Source organism: Pseudomonas sp. p99-361 (assembly GCF_003935475.1).
In the GTDB taxonomy this organism is placed as follows: Bacteria; Pseudomonadota; Gammaproteobacteria; order Pseudomonadales; family Pseudomonadaceae; genus Aquipseudomonas; species Aquipseudomonas juntendi.
Map to the genome: position 1 here is coordinate 25251 of NZ_RHQO01000053.1, position 6557 is coordinate 31807.

General features: G+C 63.6%; 6 protein-coding genes. 5 read left to right on the forward strand and 1 reads right to left on the reverse strand.

All coding sequences use genetic code 11. The annotated features are described in order from the left end of the window. Positions 1-29: 29 nt before the first annotated feature. Positions 30-1373 (forward strand): carbohydrate porin, encoded by a 1344-nt coding sequence (locus tag EGJ22_RS19700; RefSeq protein WP_009683408.1) that lies wholly within the window; start codon positions 30-32, stop codon positions 1371-1373. 117 nt (positions 1374-1490) lie between these two features. After that, positions 1491-2345 (forward strand): D-hexose-6-phosphate mutarotase, encoded by an 855-nt coding sequence (locus tag EGJ22_RS19705; RefSeq protein WP_009683409.1) that lies wholly within the window; start codon positions 1491-1493, stop codon positions 2343-2345. On the opposite strand, the gene hexR is transcribed toward EGJ22_RS19705, so the two are convergent. After that, the gene (gene hexR, locus EGJ22_RS19710) at positions 2338-3201 is read right to left on the reverse strand and encodes a DNA-binding transcriptional regulator HexR (protein ID WP_172828429.1); all 864 of its coding nucleotides are present in this window, start codon (positions 3199-3201) and stop codon (positions 2338-2340) included. The genes EGJ22_RS19705 and hexR overlap by 8 nt on opposite strands. Positions 3202-3412: 211 nt before the next feature. On the opposite strand from hexR, the gene zwf reads away from it, so the two are divergent. The 3 genes from zwf to EGJ22_RS19725 are packed head-to-tail and all read left to right on the forward strand — an operon-like array spanning position 3413 to position 6280. Continuing rightward, the gene (gene zwf, locus EGJ22_RS19715; RefSeq protein ID WP_009683411.1) at positions 3413-4882 is read left to right on the forward strand and encodes a glucose-6-phosphate dehydrogenase; all 1470 of its coding nucleotides are present in this window, start codon (positions 3413-3415) and stop codon (positions 4880-4882) included. Further along, positions 4869-5582, forward strand: coding sequence for a 6-phosphogluconolactonase (gene pgl / locus EGJ22_RS19720; protein WP_125920357.1), 714 nt, complete (start codon positions 4869-4871; stop codon positions 5580-5582). The genes zwf and pgl overlap by 14 nt, the downstream gene beginning before the upstream one ends. Positions 5583-5599: 17 nt before the next feature. Beyond that, a complete protein-coding gene (locus EGJ22_RS19725; RefSeq protein ID WP_054890314.1) occupies positions 5600-6280 on the forward strand; it encodes a bifunctional 4-hydroxy-2-oxoglutarate aldolase/2-dehydro-3-deoxy-phosphogluconate aldolase in 681 nt (226 codons plus the stop codon). Positions 6281-6557 lie beyond the last annotated feature (277 nt).

Consider the following 6557-nt stretch of genomic DNA (forward strand, 5'->3'; position numbering starts at 1 on the left):
CATCAATAAGAAAAAGAGGACGCAAAGGGATGGAACAGCGCAAACGTATCAAGACATTGGGGTCGCTGGCATTGCTCGCCGTGGTTGGCAGCGCCAGTGCACAAGCTGCCGAGGCATTTTCCAGCGAATCGAAGTGGATGACCGGGGACTGGGGCGGCACCCGTACCGAGCTGCTGGACAAGGGCTACGATTTCACCCTCGATTACGTGGGCGAAGTGGCCGGTAACCTGCATGGCGGCTACAACGACGACAAAACCGCGCGCTACAGCGACCAGTTCGCCCTTGGCGCGCACCTGGACCTGCAGAAGATCTTCGGCTGGCACGATGCCGAATTCAAGCTGGCGATCACCGAACGTAGCGGCCGTAACCTGTCCAACGACCGCATCAGCGACCCGCGCGCCGGGCAGTTCAGCTCGGTGCAGGAGGTGTGGGGGCGCGGCCAGACCTGGCGCCTGACCCAGATGTGGGTCAAGCAGAAGTACTTCGACGGCGCACTGGATGTGAAAGTCGGCCGCTACGGCCCGGGCGAGGATTTCAACAGCTTCCCGTGCGACTTCCAGAACCTGGCCTTCTGCGGTTCGCAGGTGGGCAACTGGGTAGGCGGCATCTGGTACAACTGGCCGGTCAGCCAGTGGGCGCTGCGGGTGAAGTACAACATTACCCCGGACTTCTTCGTGCAGGTCGGTGCCTTCGAGCAGAACCCCTCCAACCTGGAAACCGGCAACGGCTTCAAACTCAGTGGCAGCGGCACCAAGGGCGCGATCCTGCCGGTGGAGGCGGTGTGGTCACCCAAGGTCAACGGCCTGCCGGGCGAGTACCGCCTGGGCTACTACTACAGCACCGCCAAGGCCGACGATGTCTACGACGACGTCAACGGCAACCCGCAGGGTATCACCGGCAACGCGTTCAAGTCGCACTCCAGCAAGCATGGCTGGTGGGTGGTGGCGCAGCAGCAGGTCACCGCCCATGCCGGGGATGTGAACCGCGGCCTCAGCCTGTTCGCCAACTTCACCGTGCACGACAAGGCCACCAACGTGGTCGACAACTACCAGCAGGTGGGGTTGGTGTACAAAGGCGCGTTCGACGCCCGGCCCAAGGATGACATCGGCTTTGGCGTGGCACGCATCCATGTGAACGACGACGTGAAGAAGCGTGCCGAGCTGATCAACGCGCAGAACGGCATCGACGATTACGACAACCCAGGCTTCATGCCATTGCAGCGCACCGAGTACAACGCCGAGCTGTACTACGGCTTCCACGTCACCAACTGGCTGACCGTGCGGCCCAACCTGCAGTACATCAAGAGCCCGGGTGGGGTTGACCAGGTGGACAATGCGCTGGTCGCCGGCTTGAAGATTCAGTCGTCATTCTGAGGGCAATTGTTGTAAATTTACGCCAATCCATTTTCGGCGCCCGGCACCCACTGCCCTGCAGTGGGTGTTGGGGATAGGCCGAGACAGCGCTACCTCAAACAAAAAGAGCTCTGACCCATGCCTGAACATCCGCTCCATCGCTTCTTCACCTCGCAGCGGCCGCGGCCGACATTCGAGTGGGAGCGTTACCAGCAGCGCGATGTACTGATCATCGACCACCCCCGATGCCAGGCGGTATTCAGCCGCCAGGGCGCGCAACTGCTGCATTTTCAGCCGGCGGGCGAGCGGCCTTGGCTGTGGTGCGCCGAGCAGTGGCCGCAAGTGGGGGCGATACGCGGTGGTGTGCCGGTGTGCTGGCCGTGGTATGGCCGCCACCCCAGCGAAGACCTGTGGCCGGCGCATGGCTGGGCGCGGTTGCTGGACTGGAAGCTGGTGGACAGCCGCGAGGACGAGGAGGGCGTGAGCCTGAAGTGGCAATTGGACCTGTGCGACTGGCAGGTCGACCTGCATGCCCGGTTGGGCAGCCGCATGGAGCTGAGCCTGAGCACCGAGCACCAGGACAGCCAACCCTGCCAGTTGAGCCATGCCTTGCTGGCCTACTGGCGTATCAGTCACGTTTCCGAGATAGCGCTGTCTGGGCTGGAGGATATCCAGGGTTATGACCGGCTCAACCGTCAGGCCTGCCGCGAGGGCGGTGCGCTGAAGCTCAAGGGCGGCTGCCAGAAGGTCTACCCGGGCACGCCGCGGGTACAACTTCAGGACCCGGCCTGGCAGCGCGAGCTGTGCATCGACACGGGCGACAGCGACGACACGGTGGTCTGGCACCCGGGCAATCGCCCGTTGATGGGCGTGACCGGGCGGGAATGCCAGGGCTTTGTCTGCGTCGAGGCGGCCAGTGGCAGCGGCGAGGGCCTGAGCCTGGCGCCGGGGCAGCGTGCCCACCTGCGTTTGCAGGCGCACCGGCTCAGTTGAGTTCGTCGTCCTCTATCGGGTAGCGGCTGGCGTTCAGGCTTTCCTTGATCTTGCGCAGGTGCGGCTGGAAATCCACGCCACGGCGCAGGGTCATGCCGGTAGCCAGGACATCGAGCACGGTCAGCTGAATGATGCGCGAGGTCATTGGCATGTAGATGTCGGTGTCTTCGGGCAGCGGGATATGCAGGCTCAGGCTGCAGGCGTTGGCCAGGGGCGAGCCGGCGGCAGTCAGGCCCAGTACCGAGGCACCGTTTTCGCGGGCCAGGCGTGCCACATCGACCAGTTCGCGGGTGCGCCCGGTGTAGGAAATGATCACGAACAGGTCACCGGTGTGGGCCACCGAGGCCAGCATGCGCTGCATCAGCACGTCGGCATGGGCCGATACCGCCAGGTTGAAGCGGAAGAACTTGTGCTGTGCATCGAGGGCCACCGGGGCGGAGGCGCCAAGGCCGAAAAAGTGGATTTGCCGGGCCTGGATCATCATGTCCACGGCACGACTGACCTGCATCGGGTCCAGTTGCTGGCAGGCACTGTCGAGTGAGGCAATGGCGCTGGCGAAGATTTTCTGGGTATAGGCCGCCGGGTCATCGTCGGCCTCTACTGCGCGGCTGACATAGGCGGCGCCGCTGGCCAGGCTCTGTGCCAGTTGCAGCTTGAGCTCGGGGTAGCCGCTGACGCCGAACGAGCGGCAGAAACGGTTGACGGTCGGCTCGCTGACCTTGGCCGCCTGGGCCAGCGCAGCGATGCTGAAACGGGTGGCTTGTTGCGGGTTGAGCAGGATGACTTCGGCGACTTTGCGTTCGGCCTTGTTCAGCTCGTCGAGGCGTCCCTGGATCTGTTCCAGGAGGTTTCGCACGCGGTCCATGGGTATGTCCTTGGGTCGGGAAGACAGCCGGCTGTGGGAGCAGCAGGCTTTTTGCACGGTCGTCTATCGTACTGTCGGTGCGGTTGGTGTACCACTTGTCTGTAACACTTGTGTGTAATGTTGTGGTTTTTACTACATTTCCCCTTGAAAACCGTATGTGAAAGCGGTATTCCTAGACCAACTTTAGGAAAGAACCAACATCATGGCTGCAATCAGTGTCGAACCTTGCACCTTTGCCCTGTTTGGCGCCCTCGGCGACCTGGCGCTGCGCAAGCTGTTTCCTGCGCTGTACCAACTCGACCGCGCCAATCTGCTGCACCCCGACACCCGTCTGCTGGCGCTGGCGCGTGAGGCCGGCAGTGCGCAGGCGCACCTGGATCACATCGAAGCGCACCTGCGCCGGCATGTGCCCGAGGCCGATATCGAGCCGGCCGCGCTGGGGCGCTTCCTCGCCCGGCTGAGCTACCTGCACCTGGACTTCCTGCAGCCTGAAGGCTATCAGGCGCTGGCCGAGCAGTTGCCCGGCGAGCTGCCGTTGATCGCCTACTTTGCCACCGCCGCGGCTGTATACGGGGCCATTTGCGAGAACCTCGACAAGGCCGGCCTGGTGGCGCGCACCCGGGTAGTGCTGGAAAAACCCATTGGCCACGACCTGGAATCGTCACGCCGGGTCAACGACGCTGTCGCCCGGTTTTTCCCGGAAAGCCGGGTCTACCGTATCGACCACTACCTGGGCAAGGAGACCGTGCAGAACCTCATTGCCCTGCGGTTTGCCAACAGCCTGTTCGAAACCCAGTGGAACCAGAATTCCATCTCCCATGTGGAGATCACCGTTGCCGAAAAGGTCGGTATCGAAGGCCGCTGGGGCTACTTCGACAAGGCCGGGCAACTGCGCGACATGATCCAGAACCACCTGCTGCAGCTGCTGTGCCTGATCGCCATGGACCCGCCCAGCGACTTGTCTGCCGATGCCATCCGCGACGAAAAGGTGAAGGTGTTGAAGGCACTGGCACCGATCACGGGCGACGCCCTGAGCACCCGCGTGGTGCGTGGCCAGTACATTGCCGGCTACAGCGACGGCAAGCCGGTACCGGGCTACCTGGAAGAAGACAATGCCAACGCGCAGAGCGATACCGAAACCTTCGTCGCCCTGCGTGCCGACATTCGCAACTGGCGTTGGTCGGGCGTGCCGTTCTACCTGCGCACCGGCAAGCGCATGCCGCAGAAGCTGTCGCAGATCGTTATCCACTTCAAGGAAACCCCGCACTACATCTTCGCCCCGGAACAGCGTTTGCAGGTGGGCAACAAGCTGATCATCCGCCTGCAGCCGGATGAAGGCATTTCGTTGCGGGTGATGACCAAGGAGCAGGGGCTGGACAAGGGCATGCAACTGCGCAGTGGCCCGCTGCAACTGAATTTTTCCGATACCTGGCGCAGTGCGCGGATTCCGGATGCCTACGAGCGGCTATTGCTCGAAGTGATGCGCGGCAACCAGAACCTGTTCGTGCGCAAGGATGAAATCGAGTATGCCTGGAAGTGGTGCGACCAGTTGATCGCCGGCTGGCGTAATGCGGGCGATGCGCCCAAGCCTTACGCGGCCGGCTCCTGGGGGCCAATGAGCTCGATTGCACTGATCACACGCGATGGGAGGGCGTGGTATGGGGATATCTGAACTGAAACTGCCAGCGGTCGTGAACGTACACGAGTTGGCAGACGCCGAGGCGCTGGCCGCCACTCAGGCCCACGACGTGGCCGAGCGCCTGCGCGCTGCGGTCGCTGCCAAGGGGCAGGCCTGCGTGGTGTTGTCCGGTGGCCGCAGCCCGGTGCCCTTCCTGGAAAAACTGGCCAGCGAAGCGCTGGACTGGGCCAAGGTCACCGTCAGCCTGGCCGATGAACGCTGGGTGCCGGTAGAGCACGCCGACAGCAACGCGGGCCTGCTGGCCCGTCACCTGTTCCAGGGTAATGCGGCCAAGGCCCGCTTCATTGGCCTGTACCAGCAGGCGGAAAACCTCGACGCCGCCGCACTCATGGCCGACCAGGCGTTGGCCGAGCTGCCGCAGATCGACGTGCTGGTGCTGGGCATGGGGGACGATGGCCATACCGCTTCGCTGTTCCCGGCCAGCCCGAACTTGGAAGCAGGCCTGGACTTGGCTGGCCAACGTCGCTGCCTGCCGTTGCTGGCGCCCAGCGTGCCGCACCAGCGCCTCTCGATGACCCGCGCCTTGCTGGCCAGTGCCGGCTTTACCGCGCTGGCCGTGCAGGGCCAGGGCAAACTCGCCACCCTGCGCGCCGCGCTGGCTGGCAACGACCTTACCGAAATGCCGATTCGCGCTTTTCTTCACGCCCCCCTGGACATCTACTGGTGCCCATGAGCCAAGGATCCACAGTCATGACCACCCTTGAACGCCCACAGTCCAAGCTCTCGATGGCCGACAAAGCCGCGCGGATCGACGCCATTTGCGAAAAGGCGCGCATCCTGCCGGTAATCACCATCGCCCGTGAGGAAGACATCCTGCCGCTGGCTGACGCACTGGCTGCTGGCGGTATCCGTACCCTTGAAGTGACCTTGCGCTCAGCGCTTGGGCTGAAGGCCATCGAGGTACTGCGCAAGCAGCGCCCGGAGCTCTGTGTGGGCGCCGGCACTGTTCTGGACCGCGGTATGTTCGCCGCCGTTGAAGCCGCAGGTGCACAATTTGTCGTCACCCCAGGCATTACCCCGGAGCTCCTCCAGGCCGGGGTGGACAGCGAGATCCCGCTGCTGCCAGGCATCAGCACGCCGTCTGAAATCATGCTGGGGTATGCCCTGGGCTACCGTCGCTTCAAGCTGTTCCCTGCGGAAATCAGCGGTGGCGTGGCGGCGATCAAGGCGTTCGGCGGGCCTTTCGGCGATATCCGCTTCTGCCCAACCGGTGGTGTGAACCCGGCCAATGTGCGCAATTACATGGCCTTGCCCAACGTGATGTGTGTAGGGGGCACCTGGATGCTCGACAGCAGCTGGATCAAGAATGGCGATTGGGCGCGGATCGAGGCGTGCAGTGCCGAGGCGATGGCGCTAGTGGACGCCAACTGAATTTGTTGTGTGCTTTACGGCTTATGGGGCGCTTGGTCGGCGCCCCTTTTTTTTGCCTGTCATTCTTGCAGCGCCGGGTGCACCGCGTCCCCTGTGGGAGCGGGCGCGCCCGCGAAGCATCCAGCGCGGTACATGGCACCGGCTGCTCCGGTGTTCGCGGGCACGCCCGCTCCCACAGGGCCGCGCCGGGCTTATGGATCGAGATTGAGCGCCGCCCGCGCGGCGCATCGCGAGCTGCGCTCGCTCCTACGTTTGTTTCGGGCCAATTATTCCTGTG

Coding starts and splice junctions, on each gene's coding strand:
- EGJ22_RS19700 (WP_009683408.1), top strand. CDS start 30: ATGGAACAGCGCAAACGTATCAAGACATTGGGGTCGCTGGCATTGCTC.
- EGJ22_RS19705 (WP_009683409.1), top strand. CDS start 1,491: ATGCCTGAACATCCGCTCCATCGCTTCTTCACCTCGCAGCGGCCGCGG.
- zwf (WP_009683411.1), top strand. CDS start 3,413: ATGGCTGCAATCAGTGTCGAACCTTGCACCTTTGCCCTGTTTGGCGCC.
- pgl (WP_125920357.1), top strand. CDS start 4,869: ATGGGGATATCTGAACTGAAACTGCCAGCGGTCGTGAACGTACACGAG.
- EGJ22_RS19725 (WP_054890314.1), top strand. CDS start 5,600: ATGACCACCCTTGAACGCCCACAGTCCAAGCTCTCGATGGCCGACAAA.